This is a genomic window from Hymenobacter saemangeumensis (assembly GCF_039541835.1).
GTDB classification, from domain to species: domain Bacteria; phylum Bacteroidota; class Bacteroidia; order Cytophagales; family Hymenobacteraceae; genus Hymenobacter; species Hymenobacter saemangeumensis.
In genome coordinates this window covers 58,750-76,479 of record NZ_BAABGZ010000075.1, presented here as the reverse complement: position 1 = coordinate 76,479, position 17,730 = coordinate 58,750, and the positions used below count along the sequence as shown (strand labels likewise).

16 protein-coding genes are annotated in these 17,730 nt (G+C 57.2%); 8 read left to right on the top strand and 8 right to left on the bottom strand.

Annotated features, from left to right (window positions below; translation table 11 throughout):
- Positions 1-443 precede the first annotated feature (443 nt).
- Positions 444-1,247 (top strand): ParA family protein, encoded by an 804-nt coding sequence (locus ABD919_RS18845; RefSeq protein ID WP_345237610.1) that lies wholly within the window; start codon positions 444-446, stop codon positions 1,245-1,247.
- Between the two features lie 702 nt (positions 1,248-1,949).
- Here ABD919_RS18845 and ABD919_RS18840 read toward each other — a convergent pair.
- The 4 genes from ABD919_RS18840 to ABD919_RS18825 form a co-directional block, all read right to left on the bottom strand.
- Complete coding sequence (locus ABD919_RS18840) at positions 1,950-2,459, bottom strand: hypothetical protein (RefSeq protein ID WP_345237609.1); 510 nt, start codon at positions 2,457-2,459, stop codon at positions 1,950-1,952.
- Between the two features lie 266 nt (positions 2,460-2,725).
- Complete coding sequence (locus ABD919_RS18835; RefSeq protein ID WP_345237608.1) at positions 2,726-2,914, bottom strand: hypothetical protein; 189 nt, start codon at positions 2,912-2,914, stop codon at positions 2,726-2,728.
- Between the two features lie 30 nt (positions 2,915-2,944).
- Positions 2,945-3,229, bottom strand: coding sequence for a hypothetical protein (locus tag ABD919_RS18830; protein ID WP_345237607.1), 285 nt, complete (start codon positions 3,227-3,229; stop codon positions 2,945-2,947).
- Positions 3,230-3,307: 78 nt separating this feature from the next.
- Positions 3,308-4,345 (bottom strand): ArdC family protein, encoded by a 1,038-nt coding sequence (locus ABD919_RS18825; RefSeq protein WP_345237606.1) that lies wholly within the window; start codon positions 4,343-4,345, stop codon positions 3,308-3,310.
- A gap of 444 nt (positions 4,346-4,789) precedes the next feature.
- Here ABD919_RS18825 and ABD919_RS18820 point away from each other — a divergent pair, with 444 nt between their 5' ends.
- Positions 4,790-5,623, top strand: coding sequence for a hypothetical protein (locus tag ABD919_RS18820; protein ID WP_345237604.1), 834 nt, complete (start codon positions 4,790-4,792; stop codon positions 5,621-5,623).
- A 109-nt stretch (positions 5,624-5,732) separates the two neighbouring features.
- The gene (locus ABD919_RS18815) at positions 5,733-7,442 is read left to right on the top strand and encodes a UvrD-helicase domain-containing protein (protein ID WP_345237603.1); all 1,710 of its coding nucleotides are present in this window, start codon (positions 5,733-5,735) and stop codon (positions 7,440-7,442) included.
- A 29-nt stretch (positions 7,443-7,471) separates the two neighbouring features.
- Here ABD919_RS18815 and ABD919_RS18810 read toward each other — a convergent pair whose 3' ends face one another.
- The 4 genes from ABD919_RS18810 to ABD919_RS18795 form a co-directional block, all read right to left on the bottom strand.
- Complete coding sequence (locus tag ABD919_RS18810; protein ID WP_345237602.1) at positions 7,472-8,140, bottom strand: hypothetical protein; 669 nt, start codon at positions 8,138-8,140, stop codon at positions 7,472-7,474.
- Positions 8,141-8,196: 56 nt separating this feature from the next.
- Positions 8,197-8,448, bottom strand: a complete 252-nt coding sequence (locus ABD919_RS18805; RefSeq protein WP_345237601.1) for a hypothetical protein — start codon at positions 8,446-8,448, stop codon at positions 8,197-8,199.
- A 650-nt stretch (positions 8,449-9,098) separates the two neighbouring features.
- Complete coding sequence (locus ABD919_RS18800; protein WP_345237600.1) at positions 9,099-11,720, bottom strand: toprim domain-containing protein; 2,622 nt, start codon at positions 11,718-11,720, stop codon at positions 9,099-9,101.
- Between the two features lie 102 nt (positions 11,721-11,822).
- Complete coding sequence (locus ABD919_RS18795; RefSeq protein WP_345237599.1) at positions 11,823-12,233, bottom strand: hypothetical protein; 411 nt, start codon at positions 12,231-12,233, stop codon at positions 11,823-11,825.
- A gap of 280 nt (positions 12,234-12,513) precedes the next feature.
- On the opposite strand from ABD919_RS18795, the gene ABD919_RS18790 reads away from it, so the two are divergent.
- The 5 genes from ABD919_RS18790 (at position 12,514) to ABD919_RS18770 (ending at position 17,730) form a co-directional block, all read left to right on the top strand.
- Positions 12,514-13,227 carry a hypothetical protein gene (locus ABD919_RS18790; protein ID WP_345237598.1) on the top strand — a complete coding sequence of 238 codons (714 nt, stop codon included), beginning with the start codon at positions 12,514-12,516 and terminating at the stop codon, positions 13,225-13,227.
- A gap of 90 nt (positions 13,228-13,317) precedes the next feature.
- Entirely contained in the window at positions 13,318-13,698 is a 381-nt protein-coding gene (locus ABD919_RS18785) for a hypothetical protein (RefSeq protein ID WP_345237597.1), read from the top strand.
- A 9-nt stretch (positions 13,699-13,707) separates the two neighbouring features.
- Positions 13,708-14,034, top strand: a complete 327-nt coding sequence (locus ABD919_RS18780) for a hypothetical protein (protein ID WP_345237596.1) — start codon at positions 13,708-13,710, stop codon at positions 14,032-14,034.
- The gene (locus ABD919_RS18775) at positions 14,003-16,618 is read left to right on the top strand and encodes a VirB4 family type IV secretion system protein (RefSeq protein WP_345237595.1); all 2,616 of its coding nucleotides are present in this window, start codon (positions 14,003-14,005) and stop codon (positions 16,616-16,618) included. The genes ABD919_RS18780 and ABD919_RS18775 overlap by 32 nt, the downstream gene beginning before the upstream one ends.
- Complete coding sequence (locus ABD919_RS18770) at positions 16,615-17,730, top strand: hypothetical protein (RefSeq protein ID WP_345237594.1); 1,116 nt, start codon at positions 16,615-16,617, stop codon at positions 17,728-17,730. The genes ABD919_RS18775 and ABD919_RS18770 overlap by 4 nt, the downstream gene beginning before the upstream one ends.

Below are 17,730 nucleotides of genomic sequence, written 5' to 3'. Positions count from 1 at the left end.
CCTACAACTTTACTACATTACGACTTTACGACATCAACACCTCTACCAAGCCTGACTCAAGTAGAGTAACCCGTTCATTAGACAGCTTACTACTTTACATCATTACTACTTTACGACTTTACTACTGTTATTGATTAAACGGAGTCAAAGCCTGCATTAAACTTGCTACTTTACGACAATACGACTTTACTACTTATCTGAGCAGGCAGCCATTTTTAGAGATTTTATAATTTTACAACTTTGCAACTTTGCAACTTTGCGACATTAATACTTGTGCACAAGTAATATTTACTACTTGTTGCGTTTAACACATTACAACTTTACGCTCTTGCAACTTATTAACTTTACGACAAGGCTACTTTACGACATTCCACCTACATTTGCTTTGGCTCCAGCCTTAGCTGCTGAAGTAACCGCACCAACACTCCTAAAACAGTTACCCTATGTCGAAAGTCATCAGCTTCGCCACCCAGAAGGGCGGCTCCGGCAAGTCTACTCTGGCGCTTGTCCTTGCGGCTCCTTTGGCCACCGAGTACGGATTGAAAATCGCAATCCTGGATTGTGACTACCAGCAAAGCATCGTGAAGACCCGTAAGCAGCTGGACGAGCCTAGCCTAGCCATCCTGCAGGAAACTGACCCGGATGCTACTTATCCTTACGACGTGTTCCCCATGGCGCTGAAGAGCATCTTCGACTTCATCGACAACCCAGAGAATGATTACGACCTCATCATTATCGACATTCCAGGCCGAGCCGACGGAGAAGACGTTTTCAATGCGCTCACGGGATGCGACGCGGTGATAGTGCCGCTGGTATCGGATTACCTGGACCGGGCCTCTACGGCTGAATTCATGGGTATCCTGGAGGCATTGAAAAAAGCCGCTGATAAGGCGGATGTGGATTTCCAATACTTCGGCCTGGCAACGAAGCGGATTGCCGGGCGGCGAGAGGAAAAAGAGATGGACGACTACATTGACGAGTTGGGCTTATCGCGCTTTCAATCATATTTGAGCCACCGCCTGGCCTATACCCGGGCTTCGACGCTGCATAGCCTCCTGACCCCAGCCTTCCGCAACTTTGCCGGCGGCACCAAGGACAGCTCAGAGGAAATCCGGCGGGTGTGCGATGAATTGATAGAAAAGCTGGACCTGCCCAGGCGCAAAGCCGATGAGGTAGCGGCCGAACTGGAAGAATCAAGCGACACCATCACCTCAAGCGACACCATCACCTCAAGCGAAACCAAGTAATGGCAAAGTCCCCATTTGTCAAGCCGAAAATCGAAGGTCCCCGTAAGCGCATCCCGGTTGATGAGACATTGCGCGCCGAAGCGCGGGCCGGGATGGGAGGGGAGCAAACCCGGCTGGAGGCAGAAGAGAAAGCTAGTGCAGCTCCTGCGCCCACTCCACCTGAGGCCGTAACCGCACCCGCTGCGGTCGTAGCTCCTGAACCCTCGCCTCTTCCCGAGCCTGCGCCTGCGGTTCACGTGACGCCAGAGCCAACGCCACCCACTCCCCTTGAACAGCCCGCCGCGGCGACAACGCCGACGGCTCCCGCTGCTTCGCAGGCGGCGCCAGCCCCGGTCGAGCGCCGTCCTCGCGGCCGCAAGCCGGCCGCGGCAGACGCAGAGCCCTCTGGAGAGCTGAAAGGGGTAAGAATTTCCGAAGCAGTTTGGTCCGAGATTCGCAAGATTATCGTGCAGCTTCCCAAAGGACCGGACATGCCGACCAACATCATCGGCTACATCCACGCCGCGCACCGACACTACGAGGCGCACCTTCGCAAGCAGGGCAAGTTACCCGGGGCCAACTAACTGAGTTTATAAGCTGGTCCGAAGAAGGATGTTGAGTTTTAATGAACAAACAAGGGCAGTCCTGATATGGGCTGCCCTTGGTGTTTGGGGCAGTAGGGAAAAAGTAAAGCAGGTTATAAGCAGCAATGGAATAGGGGGCTCACAATCCGTAAATTTCCCCATTGCCATTCCTTAGCGCGTTCATAATATCCCTTTCGGTATCAGTAGCATCCATTTCAGCTCTATTTTCTCTAGCGCGCTGCTTTCGGTCAACAAGGACTTGAATCTCTTTATGCAAATCCTGTAAAATGGGCGCACTGTGACCAGAACGGATAGGTTCAAAATAGAAGTACTCTACATCATCAGGAAAGGCTCTTAAAGAACTCAGGTACTTCATTTTAGCTAAGGGAATATTCAAAATGAATTTCAGAGCCCCGCTATTCCATCCATTGCTTTCACGGGTACGCTTTACGTCTAGAACAAACTTGAGAACTCCAGCTTGGAAGAAATAGTCTCCCGTAACATGGCCATATGCAACAACATCCAGCAGGCCCTCATCACGCTTAATGACCATCAGGTTATCTAGGTCATCAATGTAGACTTGTTTGTCTGGGAAAGGGCTCCACAGTAAATCTTTAAGAGCTTGCCAGTTTTTTTCAAGATTAATCATACTTGCAGGAATCGTAAACAGGCTGATTTGCTAGCCCTAAGTTATCCATTAGCCTTCACCGAATGGGTCCTGCCGCGTCTTTTCATAATGCTTGTTTGCAATGAGAGGAAACATACTGCACAGCTTGGCCTTGTATTCAGCAGACATTCGGGAGCTGGTGATAGAGATTAGAGGAAGATGGAAAACTGCCCTCTTTGGTCCTCGCAGGTGCGGCGTAAGCTTTCGCAGGCAATTTGCCGGGTAGCTTTTACAAGCTTCAGCAGCACTTAATAAGCGTCCGGTGTGTCAATCTCGATTCCGAGTCTTTCAGCTACCTCTTCAGTCAGTACCTCGCTGTTAATCCCTTTGTCAAGCTGCTGCATCAAGACCTCGACGTCGGTAATTGCGGCAATTACTTGGCTGCGGTACTGGTTCCACGTCGGGCTTTGGATAGTTGGGGCTTCGCTGGCTTTCATAGCATGGGCATTGGAATGGGGAAGGAGGAGCTACCACTGCTTAAGTCCGTTGCCCTCATTGAAGGCTTCATCTAGGTAAATCCGCTCGTAAAAGCCTTCCGGGGCCGCAATGCCCAACGCCTCCAGCTTATCGGCTACGGCGTCCACGTCAGGCAAACCGCCGCCACGCTCTATCAAACTAGTGTAAATGATGCCCTCAGGCAGCAGGCCAGCCTCGCATACGGTGAGAAAATGATGCTGCAAGGTCCGGTCCCAACCGCAGTGTACATCGACTGGCCGGCTTTCGGTAGCGTTGGCTGAAAAAGCGTGCTTCATGGCTTATAAAAAGTGAGAGTTAAAGCTAGAGCTAGGCGCGGGGGTAGCAGCAAGGGGCTGCTACCCCCGCCGGGCCGGTCATACCGGTTGCAGCCAGCTCAGCTCAGCCGCTAAATATTCGCGGTCGATGGCGTCAAGGATTGCAGCGGGCTCACCCGTCCCGGTTACGGCAACCGCCCTGGCTTCTGCGGCCGGCGTGGGCTGCAGCTCCTCGCCTTCGGGTTCCTCCGTGGTCTCTAGAATCAGCCGGGCCGCGGCTTGCGCCTTGCTGGCCGCTTTTACCACGAGCTGCTTGTCATTCTTTAGACGCTCCAACCAGCTTTGGATGTAGGCGACCGCATTTTCTTCGGTTTGCTCGGTGGCAATGCCGGCGGCGGCACTCAGGAAGGAGGCCCCCATTTCGGCGGTCAACTCCTCGCGGGCGTAGCTGGTGCTCTGCTTGCCCTCGCCGGCGGTCAGGTCTGCCCGGTCAAGGCGGGATTTGTGGCCGGTGCTGTGGGTCAGCTCGTGGAAAAGGGTTTGATAGTAGCCCTCCGAAGTAGTGAAGGTCTCCGGCTTGGGCATGTTCACAAAGTCAAGCGAAGGGGAGTAGTAAGCGCGCTGGTGCAGGTGCTGAATAGCAGGCTTGCCGTCCCACGCCTCGACAATGCCTTCGGCTACCTCGCTGGGGGTAAACTCCTGCTTGGGAACTTTGGGGAGGTCAAATTCGATGCCCTCGATATCTTCCACCGAAAACACGGTGTAATACTTCAAAAAGGGTATTTTCTCCTCTTTGCCGGTTTCTTTGTTCTCGCGCTTGCTGATGTTGTAGTAAACAACCTGGTGGCCCTTGGACCCTTTACGCACGTTGCCGCCCAATGCCAGGGCCTGCTTGAAAGTCATGAAAAAGGGCAAGGAACCGCTGAAATGCAGCAGAAACAGATTAATGCCGCTGTAAACCCGCCCAGTGGCGTAGTTGCGCGGGAGGCCGTAAACCGCATTCCACGGCTTGCGCCAGGGGATGATGCCCCCTTCCAGCGCCGAAATAATCCGGTCCGTTACAATTTGGTACACGTCGGGGCGGGTGGTGGCACCTTTGGTGGCTTTCTTGGCGGCTGGCTTGCTGGTCTTTTTCATAGCTAAATAGCTGTTAATCCGTTTGTTTGTTATACTTATTAAACGAAAAGAGCCACCCATTAGTTGCACTTTATACAACTTTTATTCGTATTAAATACAAGTAAATTAGGTGCCCATTTTATGGCATTCCGCCTTTTTTCCCCAACTGCCCCTGTCGTTGCTGCGTCCGTTTTTTGGCACGATGAGCCCTGGCGTAATATCGTGGCTCAACTACCTGCCGCGCCTTCGTCGCTGCCTGCTCCAGGGTTCAGGCCAGCCTAGCCGATAGCCACCAGATGCGCTGTGAAAAGGGTAGGGGAGTTAGTAGGAGCGAATGAATGCCTAGGCCCGACAGGAATAAGCAAAACCTGTCCAATTGCCGCTTTTTGACTTATAAAATCTATTGTTAGAGGTGGGCTTATTTAGGCGGTTAATGCCGATATTGTCCCTCTATTCACTCCACTTATGACTTACACCGGCATTGTCGTTAATCGTCACCTTCCCCAACTTGCCAAGCTGAGCAAAGCCCAGTTTTTGGACAGGGTTGCCAATATTCAGGCTATCCGCAGGAAGAAATCAGAGATTAGCCTGTTCATCACCGATGCCCGGCGTATGGCTCAGCTCGAAGCGCTGCACGCGGCTGTTCACTCCGAGAAATTCTTTGCCAATCCGACCGACTTTGAGTTGTCGCCGAACTGGGTGCCCTTTGTGCTGAAAATGCCTGAACCGTTGCACGCATGGCTGGCAGCTTATACCCTTGCCGAAGTAAAAGCTCAGGTAGTAAACTGGATGGCCGCGCTCTATGCGGCCCATTGTCGTCGGGATGGTATGTGGCGCAAGCTTCTGCCCGAAATCAAGCACGCTGCCATGGCGTACTACTCTCCGTACACGCCAAAACAAGCGGACGAGCTTATCGAGGTATGGAGCCGCCAGTACGAGCAAACCCGCCGGTTTGCAGGCGGCAAGGCCTGTGGAGTCCTGGATAACCCCTTCACCAATAACGAGCGGCCCTTCCTGGAAAGTGAGGAAGTAGACAAGAGCTACCGCTTTACCGTGCGGACGGGCTATTTCCGAGAAGACGACTGGCTATTTGTCGTTGAGCGCAACCGGCAAAAGCTCCTCAACTACTATAAATCCAACTTGGACGATGGCATCTGGACGGCGCGCACCATTGACGAGCAGATGCGCACCATCGACTCCGAAACAATGCACCGCAGTGAAGCCAGGCCCGAGATATGGCAGGCCTGGCACTACCATTTCAGCCTCACCGGCGACAAAGTGGGAGCGGACCTGGAGTAGGGGTGCTTCATTCTCTTCCCGCTCCGGCAGCAGCGGCCATCACCGCTGAAATAGCCACGCACGGTTTTAAGCTCAAGAACGTCCGTTCTCTGGAACCACTTTTATCGCAATGACCCCTACGGCTGAGCAGTCTGCCATCTTGGCCTCCCGGGGCCATTTAAAAATAAATGCCGTTGCTGGAAGCGGCAAAACCACAACGATGGTTGAATACGCCCGCGCCCAACCGGCAACGGCCCGCATTCTCTACCTGGCCTTTAACAAAACGGTGCGGCAGGAAGCCATTCGCAAGTTTCAGGCGGCCGGCCTGCCAAACGTTATGGTAGAAACGGCCCATTCGCTGGCCTACCGGTACGTGGTGCGCGGCAGCCGCTACCAGCTTAACCACAAGGGCTACCGGGCGCACGAGTTGGTTGAAATGCTCAAGCTGCCCCGGGGTACCGGCCAGGAGCGCCACCAGGAATACGTGCTGGCCAACCACATTACCAAGTTCGTGACCTATTTCTGCAACAGCGACCAGGCGCAGGTGCAGCGGCTCGATTATTTGGCCACAATAGCCGACCCCAAGGCCCGCGAATTTGTGGGCAAGCACTACGCCACCATTGAGCGCAGCTGCCGGGAGTTGCTGGCTCGCATGGACCGTGGCGAAATTGCCATTACGCACGATTTCTACCTGAAGAAATTTCAACTCAGCCACACGGTGCTGCCGGCCGACGTCATCCTCTTTGACGAAGGCCAAGATGCCTCCGGGGCCATGCTGGACATTTTCTTTCGGCAGCCGGCCACCAAAGTGATTGTCGGGGATACGCACCAGCAGATTTACGGCTGGCGGCACGCGGTCAATTCACTGGAACGAACCGACTACCCCAGCCTTCAACTCAGCACCAGCTTCCGGTTTGGGCCGCCCATCGCCGACTTGGCCACGTACGTGCTGGGCTGGAAAACGCAACTTGGCGCGGGGCCACAACTCGTGGTGACGGGTGCCGCATCGGAATCCCTGGTCGAGGGGGCCACACGGGCCGTCATCGGGCGCACAAACTTGGGGCTGCTGCTCAAGGCCATAGAATACGTCAAGGAGCACCGGCAGCAGCTGCGCCGGGTGTACTTCGAGGGCAACATCAATTCCTACACCTACGCGGGGGAGGGAGCGAGCTTAACGGATGTACTGGCGCTCTATAACGGAAGGAGTGAAGCCATCAAGGACCCGTTGATTCGCAAAATGGCCAATCTGGAGGAGTTGGCTGACTACGCGGAGCAGACCGAAGACGGCCAGCTGCAGATGCTCATCACTATTGTGGAAGACTACGGCAACGACGTCATCGACCTCATCAAGGAGCTGAAGCGCCTGCACGTGGCCGACGGTGCCCGCGACCAAGCGCAGCTCTACTTCTCCACGGTGCACCGCTGCAAAGGTTTGGAATACAACCAAGTGCAATTAACCCCGGATTTTATCACGCAGGCCACCGTTGACAAGCTGGAAGAGGAATTCGCGGCCAAGCCCCCGGAGCCGGGGGTTAGAGCCCGCGTCTTTGAGGAAATCAACCTGCTCTACGTTGCCTTAACCCGGGCCAAGAACCGGGTGTATGTGCCCGCCGAGTGCCTGCCCGGCAGCTTTGAGCCCCGAGCGGCCGTGCACAGCCTGCAGGGAACGGGCGGTACGGTCCTCCTGGCGCCCGTTGTCGTCGCCCCTCCGGAGCGAACGCAATGGGCGCCGTATGCCCCGAAGGCAACATACACTCCTACTCCGGCCGCGCTCGACCCGCGTTTTGCTTCCCTGCAGCAAAAGCTAGACGCAAGCAATAAAGCTGCTCCGGGAAAGTAGGCTGGCACGCTGTTTTGCAGCCGCGCCGCTCAAAGAACCAGGCTATTTACACTTAACGGGTAACGCATGGATAGTAGTCCCTTGCTATGCTGTGCCAGATAGCTGGTGAAGCCGATTTTATTCAGAAAACGAGAAATTTGATTGTTACTTAAGGTCAAACCAGGTCGACGGATAATTTCTTCGGCGAGTCTTTCCGTGGCTCTCCATACATCCGGCTGCATCAGGTAGTTAAATACCCAACGTACCCCGCTGTTAAGGATTACATCTTTCGGAGCATTGATGTAGCCCTGGGTTCTGGTGCTCTGCAAGGACGCAATAGACCAGTCCTCGTGGGCGCCGGTCCTGTCCATGGCATCCCGGTTTACATAGAAGGTCATGTTGGTGATGCCGTCATACACCGCCTCCTGGCCCCGCGTGTACAACGTCCGGGAGCAGGTGCCGGCCAAGGCAATCAACGTTAAGTGGTCGCCTGCTTCAAAGTCGGTATCCAAGGGCTTTGTGAAAAAAGAAACATGAAGAGCACCGTTGTACGCCCGGTTTTCACGTTTGAGGGCCTTCCTATTGACGGTCAGCTTTACAAGCTCAAGCTCTTGAGCGAATAAGGCGGCGACAATCCCATGGCCTGCTTCGTGATAAGCCGTACTCAGCACCTCCGGCTTGTACCGTTTGTAATAGGCGAGTCTTAGAAATCCAAGCATTTGCTCGTCGAGGGTTAAGGCAAAAGTGATACTGCTGAAAAGAGCGCAAAGCTGCACTATTTCCGGCGACGTGGCGGGCGGTGGGGAAAGGAAGTCGGAACAGGGGGGGCCACCACCTCCCGACTGACGGTGAAACTGAAAGTTGTCACCTGTTTGCCGGGTTGCGAGAGGGCCGTAGCCGAGGTAGCCGTTGGCACTTGGGGACGCGTCCACTCATGATACAGCTGCACGCCGCGGTAGGTCATGTAGAACCCACCGGCCAGGAGGGTGAAAACGGTGGTTAGGAGAAAAAGCATCTTCTTGCTCATCAGGGTGGGGGAGGAGGGGGTTTGCGGTAAAGCCGCGGTTGTAACTGGGGTAACCGACGCGGGGGAGTGCTCCGTTAAGGTTCGCGCTGGCAGGGGGAACTCACCCGCCTTTTTTGCGGGCTGATTAGGGGGTAAGGAGCGTACTTTCTGTTTCATCAAAGGGAGGGGCTTTTACTATTGTAGTAGCGTGCACTGTCATGGTTTGGAAAAATCTACCATCTGCCAGCTCGGAGGAGTAGGACGAAAGTGGCAAATCATCGCCCCTAGCTATGCGAAGGGTTTTTTTTTGAGAGAAACCCTTTTTTGCAAGGCTCCACGTCTGGAGCATTCAGAGCGTCTTTCTGGAAGTAAAGTTGGGAAAGCCTGCTGGACCGTTTCTTTGATGTTAAAAAACACTAACTACTCACATTCAACAACATATGCTTTTTACCTACTCGAACACCGTTGAAAACCTGTCTTGAAAGGGGTAAAAAGGGCACATGGGAATGGGGACTCGATACAACCCGGTCACGCTTTCCGGTAAAATCAAGGATTTGGCCAGCTTCTTTTGCCATGCTTACTGCACTTTCCGTCCCTGATGAAGCGGGGAGCAAACGAAAAAGCCGCTCCCTCAAGGGAACGGCTTTTTCAACGACTAGCTCAGTGGCTACTTACCGCGTAATCTCTTCGGAGCGGGTCGCCAGAGACTGTTGGTAATTCAGGCCCAACTCACGCCGCTCGGCGCGGTCGCTGCTATGCTCGAGAACCTGGTTACCGGCTTGCCCTTCCACGGCATCTAACGTGTGGCTGACACGGCCGATTTCCGGCTGGTCGGTGCGGTAGGAAACTCTCATCTCCGAATGCCGGGTACCATCGGCGTCGGTGGTGCTTTGAATGTCGCCGGCTTGGGCCCCGCTGCCAATGATGGCGGCTTGCACTGCCTCGGCTTGCCCCCGCTCACCCGGGGTGATTGCGGGCTCATCCACTTTGATGATAACCTGCTTTTCGCTGCCCTGGAAGCCGGTGCTGGACTCGGCGCTGGGCTTGTCAGCAACATCTAGGCTACGGTCCCGATTATGGGGCTGAATGGGAGCTGCTTCGGCCGCAGCCTGACGAGCAGCACGGTCGGGCTCGCCCTCTACAACCCGCACCCCGGCATACTTTTCATTGCCCGCCTCGGCGCGGGCGTTGGTGTTGGTGACGATGGCGTGAATGATGGCAATATCCGGCTGGTCGTTCCGGTAGGTCATATCGAATTCAGCCCGACGGATACCCTGTTCATCGACGGTGCTCCGCACTTCGCTCGTGCGCATGGAATAGCCGGAGTTATCCAGGATTTCCTTCCACGCCTCGGCGCGGCCGGTCGTATTGGGAGCAACTTCGTCAATCTTCCAGGTCGCGGTTTTCTCTTCTGCGGGCTGGCCGGTGGACACGTTGCTAGCGGCCACGGACGCTTCGTAGCGGGACCGCCCGCGAAGCTCTTCCTGCTCGGCTTCGTCAACTTTGCGGCCAGTAAGAGGGGGATTGTCGTTGATGTACTCCTTGAGCAACACCAAGCCGGCATCCTTGGCGTGCACAAACTGCGCGGTGTGTTCAGCGGCCTCCTGCTCGTTGCGGTAAGAGCGAAAAGGACGCCCGTCGTCGGGGCTGCTCGTATCAGCTGCCGCCGCACCCACCACGGCCTGGGTAATCCGATTGTCCTCCCCCTGGCGCACTTGCTGCGTCTCCGGGGTGCTGTCCCGCCCGCGCTGCTTTTGATTCGCGTCGTATTGGCGGCGGGTTTCCTGCTCGTCGCGTTCCATCGCGGCAGAGCGGGCGTACTCGGCCTGGCGCTGCTGCTCCTGCTGGCTCTCCTGCCGGCGCTGCTCCCGCTCGGCGGCGCGCTGCTGCTCATCGAGTAGGGATTGGGCGCGGATTTGGTCTGCGCTCATGCCCTGGGCTGTTAGCTCCAGGTCCCGGTTCCAGTCCTTGGCCTGCGGATAGTCGACGCGAATGAAGGTCTCCTGGCCGCGCTCCTGCTCGGGCCGCAGCTGCTCCCGCTGGCGGTAAAGCTCCTGGCTGATTACTTCGAGCTGGGCGGTGTCGGCCTTTGCCACCGACAAGCGAAGAACGGTTTCCCGCTCGGTGCTGCGCTGTACCTCCAGCTCAATGGTAGGGCCGGCTTCCCCAGTGCCATTTATTCGGGCTACCCGCTCGGTGAGCTGCTGCACCTGGGCGGCGCCGGTTTCGGCGCTGTCGTGGTGGTAGCTCACTTTCAACGCCGTGTGGTACTTATCCGACGTCGCATGCCACTCCACCGGCCGGCTGGCTTCTTTGTAGGCTTCCTGCTCGGCTACGGGAATTAAAGGCCGGGCCGGGTGCAGCTCGTTCATGTAGTTCATGTTGAACTGTCGCCCACCCGCGTCGCGGTCGTTGGCCAGCACGATTTCCCGCGGCTCCTGCTTGTCAATCACCCGCTGAATCAAGGCTATCTGGGCCTCGGTGGGGGTGCCGCTGGTCGCAATGTAAAGGGTGTTTTTCGCGTCCTGCTCGTGCTTGAGCTGGTAATGCGATAGGGAGTCAATGGCCGACTCGGAGACGACTACCCGCTCAACTGGGGTATCCTTACCCAGCGTGGGGTGCGATACCCAAATACCGTTTTTAGGCAGCGGCAGCAGGTTTTTATAGTGCTCGTTTTTCTGCTCGACACTGGCCAAGCCTTGCTCGTTATAGAGCGGGAAGGCGGTATTCCGGTGCTCGTTTTGCTGCGACGTGAAGATGCGGCCCTGAAAGGCCGGGCTGTCAATCGTGCTATCGGTAATACCCCGGCTGTGCAGGTACGTGCGGTCGGTTAATTCCTTGTTGACGCCCAGCACCTCGGCAATCAGCCGCGTTTTGCGTTCTTCCTGCTGCTGGCGCTCATGCTCGGGGTCGCCCACGGGCAGGGCGTTGAGCCGGCTCACGTCGACCGGAGCCGCATAAATGCGAGTTGGGGCAGGCCCGTCATTCAGGTACTCGCGTAGCTGCTGCCGGACCTGCCCCAAATTCAGGCCGTGGCCAGCGCCGCCCCGGGTTTTTGCAAAATCAATGACGCTGCCCTTGTCGCGGTCGTCGCCGGTGTTCAGGTATACCTGGTGGTCCTCTTTACGGGTGACGATGAGCACTTCCCCGTCCTTTTCGAGTTGGTGCCAATCGCCGCGCTTGCCTTCCTTCTTTACCTGGTAGCCTTGGCGCTGGGCGTAGTCCACTAAGTCAATATCGCGCTTGAACCGGTCAAGCTCGGTAGGGTCATTTTCTCGGGTACGGTCATTCATCGCAGGGAGCTTACGGCTGGTCGTTGATGACCAGTAGCTCCGGGCGAGAAAGGGAAGCGGTGGGTGAACCGCTTCGCTACCTAGAAATCTATCCGGTCGTGGTTATGGGGTGGGGGCTGCCGCATGGCCGGCGGCGTTCTCGGCGCCGGGCAGGGGAGGGGTGCCACTGTCAAAGCACTTTAACTGTTTTTGGAAAGTGGTCAGGGCCTCCTGGCTGGGAAACAGAAAGCGTGGGCTCACGCTATTGGGAGGAATCCTGATTAGCTCGGTGGCCACGTCAAGGTGGCGGAGCAGGCGTTGGAGCAGGCGGGGTTCCTCGCGTTTGAGGGAGCTGTTTTTAAGCCCTACGATGCTGGTGTAGGGAAGCTCGTGCTGCTCGCAGAAGGATTTAAGCTCCCCTTTGGGCAGCATTAATAAGCGAAACTGGGCATAGCGTAAAACGTCGGCATAAGGAACGGAAAGGGTTAGGTCGGGGAAGCCCAGGGGGGCCGAGATGTGGGGGGATGGTACCATGTGGGTGGTGGCTTTGTGAGGGGTGAAGAAGTGCGTGAGTGGATTGAAACGGAGAATAATCCACAAAGACACGAATTGCAGCCAACCGCTGCAAATAGCTGAACACAAAACCCACAATGATACCCCCCGCTCTGGCGGTAACTCCGTGGAGATAACCAGCCAGAATGGCGTGGACCAATGCTAACGCAGAAACCATTCAGAAGTTTTACAGAATTTAATAAGAATCGTTTTAGAAATATTTCAGAACTCTTTCAGAACACCAATCGTAAGCAGGGCTCATATGAAAATGGCCCTTTTCGTTGCGCTTGCCCTCATTTTACTGGGAATAGTCTCCGGTTTAGTCTGGTGGCAATTCAAGGGCAAGGCGCGGAGTGCCGTTATCGTGGCCCCTCGCAATCATAAGTCAGTGTGGTCTTTTCATTATGGCCCAGCAACAGTTCTTCCCCAGCGGGAGCCTTTTTCCACGACACCCCCGCAAGCGGCTGCCAACCCGCTGTCAAAGTTGATGCCCGCCGAGGATTCGCGGATAGAAGCAGAGAGAGCAAATACGGAACTGGCTGCTCAAGCGGAAGCAGCTGGTACGAGCGAAAAAGCACCGCTCGTACATGACTCCGCGCTGGTCGAGAAGCCGGATGCCGCGCCACAAGCAGATGCTGTCCCGGCTCCTCTGATGTCCTCCCGGCATGCTCCTGGCGCAAGAGTCAATGTGCTGGACCTGCTCGGCGCAGATACGGCGGCAGTGGGGAAGAAGCTGGCCACGACTGAAGCAGCGCCCACGGCACAAGCGCCAGCTGCCGCGGCGGAAGTCGATACGGTGCCCCAAGCACTTTACACGAACCCTTTGACGGAAGCTACGGGCACCAAAAATGACGAAGCAAACCGCAAGGCTGAAGTAGAACTAAAAAAGCGCGCCCGGGCGGCTTTACGCACCGGCACCGAGGGGCAGAAAGCGGCCCTGGCAGCCCTCATAACCGAAGCCACGGCGCCTGGCTAACCGCAATTTCAAGCTTTTTCTATGCGCATTATTCACCCTGCTTTTTGAGGAGATAAGCGCCCCATTTCCATTCCCCTTTCCCTCATTCTTATGTTTAAAAAACCCCTGAATCTGGCCACTGGCCTGGCGATAGCCGGCCAAGCTTACCAACCTTCGAAGCTGGAGCAGCGCGGCTATGCGCTGCTCACGGTGCTGGCTCTTTCCACCGGCGCGGCCCGGGCTCAAAGCGCCGAAGCAGCCCTCACCCAGGTCAAGGAAAAGGTGATTGGCATTGTGCAGGTCATCTTCGCCATCATCCTGATTATTGGCCTGATTCGCGTGGTCATGAAGTTTGTGCAGGGTTCACCCGATGCCTTGGGCTCCCTCGGCTGGCTAGTGGGCGGCGTATTGCTCTGGTTTGGCTTCCAGCTCTTCAAAGATGACCTGGTAAGCGCCGTAGGAGGCAGCGAAGGCGGAGGCTTGACCAACTAAGCGGGTCCCATGCGCTCCTATAAATCCATCGAGCGGCCCGCGCAGGTGCTGGGCATGAACCTGCAGGACCTGGGCCTACTGGTGGGCTTGTTCATCGGCTCGGTGCTGCTGCTCGGCTTTCTGGGCATGGCGGTCAAGATTCCGCGCATGGTCTATCTGGTGGTCATTCTCCTGGAAATCGGGCTCCTCCTAGGCTTGCGCTACCTGACCCGGACGCAAGCACCCGGCTTCCTGATGGGATGGCTCTCCTACACCTTCATTCAGCCCCGCCGCCTGGCGGTGGGGCCCATTCCCCTTCCTGCTCATGGCAAAAACTCCAAAAACAACCGCGTTTAACGCCGTGATGCCTGTGCACTCCTTTGAAGAAGACAAGGTGGTCTTCAAGGACGGCCGCGTTGCCGTGGGCTTTGTGATTGAACCAGCTGAAATGGAAAGCTGGACGGTCGAAGACTACGAGGCCTTCCAGACCGCGCTGGTGGGCGTGCTGCGGCCGCTGCCGGTGGGCACCATCGTGCAGAAAACCGACGTCTACTACGACCGCCCCTACCGCGAGGACAAAACCCAACAGACCTACTTCGAGGGCAAAATGAACAAGCACTTCTTCGAGCGGCTGGTGCTGTTCCAGAAGTCGTACCTGTTCCTCTCCTTCGCCGCGGTTGATGCGAAAACGACGCGGACCAACGCCGTGAATGCCCTGGTAGCCCGTGCCGGCGAGGCCATTATCAAAAATCCGTTCGCGCAGCTCGTGCACACGCTGGAAGTGGCCGAAGCCAGCGCAGTGGAATTTACCCAAGGCATCAAGAACCTGGGTGGCGTGGCGTTTGAGCGCCTTAGCAGCCGCGAGATTCACCAGCTCTACCTGCAGTACTTCAACCTCAACTTCGACGGGCAGCCCACCCGGCAGGAGCGCGAGATTGGCAATGACCTGGGCACCCTTAGTGTCGGCGAGCACAAGGTCAACATCCTCTCGATGGTAGGCCAGGGCAGCGAGGCCCACGCTGCAGTTAAGAACAGCTACGGGGTGACGGCGCCGATGCTCTACCCGCTCACCCACGTCCTGCAGTGCCCGCACGTGCTCACCCAGGCCCTGCTCATTCAGAATACTCGCGCTGAGCTAAGCAGCCTGGATACGGACCGCAAGCTCAACGCTTCCCTCTCGTTTCTCTCCACGCAAGACAATGCGCTGCGTGCGGCCGAAGTCGAGGAGTTCACGGCTGAGGTGCGGGCCGAAAACAAGCAGATTGTGGGCCTGCACCTGTCGCTGCTGCTCTGGGACACGAATGACAACAGCCGCCGGGAGAACGTCGAAAAAGCCACGGCGGCTTTCCGCTACATGTTCGGCACGGAAAGCGTGGTCGAGAGCTACCTGGCCCTGCCCGTGTTCTTCGGCCTGCTGCCCGGCAACGCCTGGCAGGTGCCGGACCGCTGGCTGACGAGCACCGCCGACCGCGGCACCTGCTACACCCACTGGACGGCCACCTACAAAACCGACCCGGTAGGGGAGTACCTCACCGACCGGTTCCGCAACCTGGTGCAGGTGAACCTGTTCAACACGGCCCTGGACAACCAGAACGCCATTGTCATCGGCCCCTCCGGCTCGGGCAAGAGCTACACCTTCGGCAACCTGATTGTGCAGCGCTTCGAGAAGGGTGCCCGCCAGATTATCATGGACGTGGGCGGCACCTACCGCAACGTGCTGCAGTCGCTTAACGGCGAAGGCTTCGACAACACCTACTTCGAGTACGACCCGCAGCGGCCCATCGAGTTCAACCCCTTCGTCGTGCCGCGCGACGCTTCGGGCAAGTGGCTCTACAACGACGAGAAAACCAACTTTCACCTGGCCCTGCTCGCGGCCCTGTGGAAGGGCGGCAAGGATACGGGGCTCGATAAATCCGAGCGCACCATCCTGAGCCGGTTTCTTATCGAATACTACGCCTGCCTGAACGAGAGCCCGCGCCTGAACCAGAAGGACGAGGAGTTTCCCGGCATGGAAAGCTTCTACCGCTTCGTGGAAGGCTACGACCAGGAAATGCAGAAGCCCGTGGCCCAGGCCGGTGACGGGGTGGAGCCCGACCCGCTGGACGGGGCCCGCCGCCAGTACCAGAAGAACCTGAAGTACATCGACATGCACCAGTTCTTCCTGGTGCTGGGCCAGTACATCACCGGCGGCCGCTACGAGCGGGTACTCAACGCCAAGCGCGACGTGGACTTGTCGGAGTACCGGCTCATCTGCTTTGACCTGGCCAAGGTGCAGGCCGACCCCGACCTCTATCCGGTGGTGGCCATGCTCATCACCGAGCTGAGCTTGGACCTGTTCCGCAAGTTTCCCGACGACATCAAGTACATCGCCCTGGACGAGGCCTGGACCATGCTCTCGGGCGTGCTCTCGGAATTTATCGAGTCCATGTACCGCACCATCCGCAAAACCAACGGCTCGGTCACCATCATCACCCAGGGCATCACCGAGATTACCAGCAGCAAAATCGGGCCGGCCATCATCAACAACTCGGCCACCAAGATTATCCTGCGCCACGTCAACCCCGACTCCCTGGCCCAGCTGCAGGCCCCGCTCGGCCTGACGGGCCACGAGATGGATTTGATTAAGTCGGTGCGCTCGACGGAAGCGCTGCGCGAGTTCTTCATCAAGCAGGGCGCCAAGGGCAAGGTCTTCGCCCTGGAGGCCTCCCCGCAGCTCGATGCCATCCTGACGTCGAAGCCGGTGGAGCGCAACCACCTCAACAAGCTGGTTAAGTTCTACCAACAGACCAACCTGAAGCCGGTGCTCGACAAAAGCGGCCGGCTGAAGCTGGATGCCGACGGCACCCCGCAGTACGAGCCCGTCAAGGTGCAGCGCCTGGACTACGCCGTCGACCAGTTTGTGGAAGATAAACAGGCGCGCACGAGCGCGCTGGCCAAATGAGCGGCTTTTACCTAATGGTCGCCTACGGGGCCGACCCGGGGTTTCTGAGCGCCTGTGACCAGACCCTGCAAATTGTGCTGCGCGCCTGCCGCTACATCACCCCCACGTTCATGCTCATTGCCTTGCTCTACACCATCGGGCGCGGCTTTATCTCGGGCCACGGGCTGTCGATGGACTGGGGGCCTATCCTGAAGGCGGTGTGGATATTCTTTCTGCTTTTCTTCTACAAGGAGCTGATTGATACGCTCAGCATGGGCATTGCCGGCTTCACCCGCCTGTTCGCGACGCCTGATGGCTCCACGGCTGCATCGGCGCTAGGCGCCACCATCAGCACCTCGGAAACGCTGTCTCAGAAAACGGTGGTCGAGCAAGGAGTTCAGGAAATAACAAACCTGCTGAAAACCATCACCTCCTTCAGCCTGACCAATATCCTGCTGCAGCTCATCACTGGAGAGGTGGTCTTGCTGATTCGGCAAATCATGCAGTTTATCCAGCAATTCATTCTTGGATTCCTGTTCGTCTGCGGCCCCATCTCCTTGTGCTTGTCCGTGGTACCTGCCTTCGGTCAGCTCGCAATAAAGTGGCTGCAAAACTTCATCGCAGTGCAGCTCTGGGGCCTCTCGTTTGCACTGCTCGACCTGCTCTACACCTTCTACACGGCGTCCAATACCACTTTCGGTGGGGTCTTCACCGCGCCGGTAGCGGCCGAGTCGGATACCCGTCAGCTGATAGTGTCGGTGGCCTTCATCATGCTCTACCTCATGGTGCCTTACCTGACGAGCCTCTTCATCGGCTCGTCAGCCGCTCAGGGATTTGTAGGCTCGGTGGTCGGCATGGCCGCTTCGGCAGCGGCGGCAGGAGCCGGCGTGTCGGCTGGCATGGCCGGTGGGGGCCACGGCGTCTCCGGCGCCATTGGCCGTGCCATGGGCAGCGGCCGCAGCAGCTCGGGCAGTGGCGGCTCCGGCAACGATAACGGCGGTAGCGGCTCAGGTGCTGCCGCGCCGGCTTCCAGTGGGGGCAGTTCGGCATCGGCGGGTCTGCCCTCCATTACGATGTCAGATGCGCTGAATCCTTCTTACCGCCAGCGGCCCTCTGGGCTGTGGACATCCTAA

Excerpts from the sequence above, each read along its gene's own strand:
- ABD919_RS18795 (WP_345237599.1), bottom strand. The coding sequence starts at position 12,233 with ATGGTACCATCCCCCCACATCTCGGCCCCCCTGGGCTTCCCCGACCTA.
- ABD919_RS18810 (WP_345237602.1), bottom strand. The coding sequence starts at position 8,140 with ATGCTTGGATTTCTAAGACTCGCCTATTACAAACGGTACAAGCCGGAG.
- ABD919_RS18775 (WP_345237595.1), top strand. The coding sequence starts at position 14,003 with ATGGCAAAAACTCCAAAAACAACCGCGTTTAACGCCGTGATGCCTGTG.
- ABD919_RS18780 (WP_345237596.1), top strand. The coding sequence starts at position 13,708 with ATGCGCTCCTATAAATCCATCGAGCGGCCCGCGCAGGTGCTGGGCATG.
- ABD919_RS18840 (WP_345237609.1), bottom strand. The coding sequence starts at position 2,459 with ATGATTAATCTTGAAAAAAACTGGCAAGCTCTTAAAGATTTACTGTGG.
- ABD919_RS18785 (WP_345237597.1), top strand. The coding sequence starts at position 13,318 with ATGTTTAAAAAACCCCTGAATCTGGCCACTGGCCTGGCGATAGCCGGC.
- ABD919_RS18815 (WP_345237603.1), top strand. The coding sequence starts at position 5,733 with ATGACCCCTACGGCTGAGCAGTCTGCCATCTTGGCCTCCCGGGGCCAT.
- ABD919_RS18805 (WP_345237601.1), bottom strand. The coding sequence starts at position 8,448 with ATGAGCAAGAAGATGCTTTTTCTCCTAACCACCGTTTTCACCCTCCTG.
- ABD919_RS18770 (WP_345237594.1), top strand. The coding sequence starts at position 16,615 with ATGAGCGGCTTTTACCTAATGGTCGCCTACGGGGCCGACCCGGGGTTT.
- ABD919_RS18830 (WP_345237607.1), bottom strand. The coding sequence starts at position 3,229 with ATGAAGCACGCTTTTTCAGCCAACGCTACCGAAAGCCGGCCAGTCGAT.
- ABD919_RS18825 (WP_345237606.1), bottom strand. The coding sequence starts at position 4,345 with ATGAAAAAGACCAGCAAGCCAGCCGCCAAGAAAGCCACCAAAGGTGCC.
- ABD919_RS18790 (WP_345237598.1), top strand. The coding sequence starts at position 12,514 with ATGAAAATGGCCCTTTTCGTTGCGCTTGCCCTCATTTTACTGGGAATA.
- ABD919_RS18845 (WP_345237610.1), top strand. The coding sequence starts at position 444 with ATGTCGAAAGTCATCAGCTTCGCCACCCAGAAGGGCGGCTCCGGCAAG.
- ABD919_RS18835 (WP_345237608.1), bottom strand. The coding sequence starts at position 2,914 with ATGAAAGCCAGCGAAGCCCCAACTATCCAAAGCCCGACGTGGAACCAG.
- ABD919_RS18800 (WP_345237600.1), bottom strand. The coding sequence starts at position 11,720 with ATGAATGACCGTACCCGAGAAAATGACCCTACCGAGCTTGACCGGTTC.
- ABD919_RS18820 (WP_345237604.1), top strand. The coding sequence starts at position 4,790 with ATGACTTACACCGGCATTGTCGTTAATCGTCACCTTCCCCAACTTGCC.